We start from the raw sequence: 1,347 nt of genomic DNA, 5'->3' as shown, positions 1-1,347 counted from the left end.
AAAACTTATAGCTTTATAGCCATGCTTTTTGATTTTTATATTTTGAACTTTTGGGTGATAATGAATTCCTAAACTTCCACATAACCCGTATGCTATGCTTATGCATGCAATTAATTTTTTGAGCTTAGCAATTGATTGTAAATGTGTGCTTTCCAAGTTAAATCCTCGTCCTTTAAACGACTGAAAAACAGTTTCTATCGTCCAGCGTTTTCGATAAAGTTGTCCCATAAATTCAGCGTTTACGGTTCCTATTAAAAACAACAAATCTCCTGTTTCTAATAGCTTTATCCAGACATGGGCTACCACACTATCTATTAAACAATTTTTCAAAATTAGGGACTTATCAACCTTTAATTTAAGTTCTCCTATTTTAGTTACTGTGCCATCTGGACGAGTAATCGTATGGTGTTTAGGAACTCTCATTACAAATCTAATACCTTTGTATTTCAAGTATTTAATCCAAGAGTGACCTATAAATTCTCGATCTCCAACAATATAACCTATTCGTTCCTTATCTAAATCTGATAGGCATAATTCCAATAAGTTTTTTCGGTCTTGTGTAGAAGAGTTGCCACTATTATTGTCCAATAATTCCCAATAAAGAGGTATCTGAAAATCTCCTTAACCATAGGATATTGAACTGTGTTTTTCCAAAATCCCATTCTGTTCTATCTATGCAAACTCGAAGTTTTTTCTTTGCCGGAACAAGACAGTTCAAGAAGATTGCTACTTGATGATAATCTATTTCTACTTCACGAAAAAAATCCTGTATTCTTATCTCATTTGAGCTAAGTTTGGCATCGTCATTTAAGTGATGTGCTATTTCACAAAATTGTATGGCACGGGCCACCCTGTTTCCTACTTTTTATCAATCCTAAAACAAATGCCCCTAGAAATTTTTCCGTGCTAAATTCTTCACAATTTGGGCTTTTGATACAACACTTGTAATTTCGTCGCTGAGCCGTTGGTTCATAGGAAGTGATGTGTTTTTGAAGTTTGGTCGATACAAAAATCTCACTCCCTTTTATTTTTAACAATTTTAGCTGGGTCGAGTAATTTCAAATAATACCTTCTTATAATACAAATTTTCGTTTAAAACACTCCAAGACAGCCTATTAGATAGACTGTCTCGGAGATAAAGAGATTTAATAAAACATGAGTCATCCCTAACTTAGTGATTATGCGAGTGAGTGATTATATAAAAATATGTATTCCATCAGTAGAGACGCAATGATTGCCTCTTAAGCCAAGTCATATCTAGCATAGTAGCATCAAAAACATGAGTCATCCCGAATTTTGCATTGCGAAGTAGCACCATAGCATGTTATGGATGGCAGTTCTCAATCG

At 34.2% G+C, this 1,347-nt stretch carries 1 protein-coding gene; it reads right to left on the bottom strand.

Annotation, left to right across the window (positions count from 1 at the left end):
* A partial coding sequence (locus GVN22_RS27245; RefSeq protein ID WP_255494280.1) for a transposase occupies positions 1-588 on the bottom strand: 588 nt, incomplete at its 3' end.
* Positions 589-1,347: the final 759 nt, after the last annotated feature.

The organism is Cellulophaga sp. BC115SP, assembly GCF_009905545.1.
Lineage (GTDB): Bacteria > Bacteroidota > Bacteroidia > Cytophagales > Spirosomataceae > Flectobacillus > Flectobacillus rivi.
This window is presented reverse-complemented; position numbering and strand designations above follow the sequence as displayed.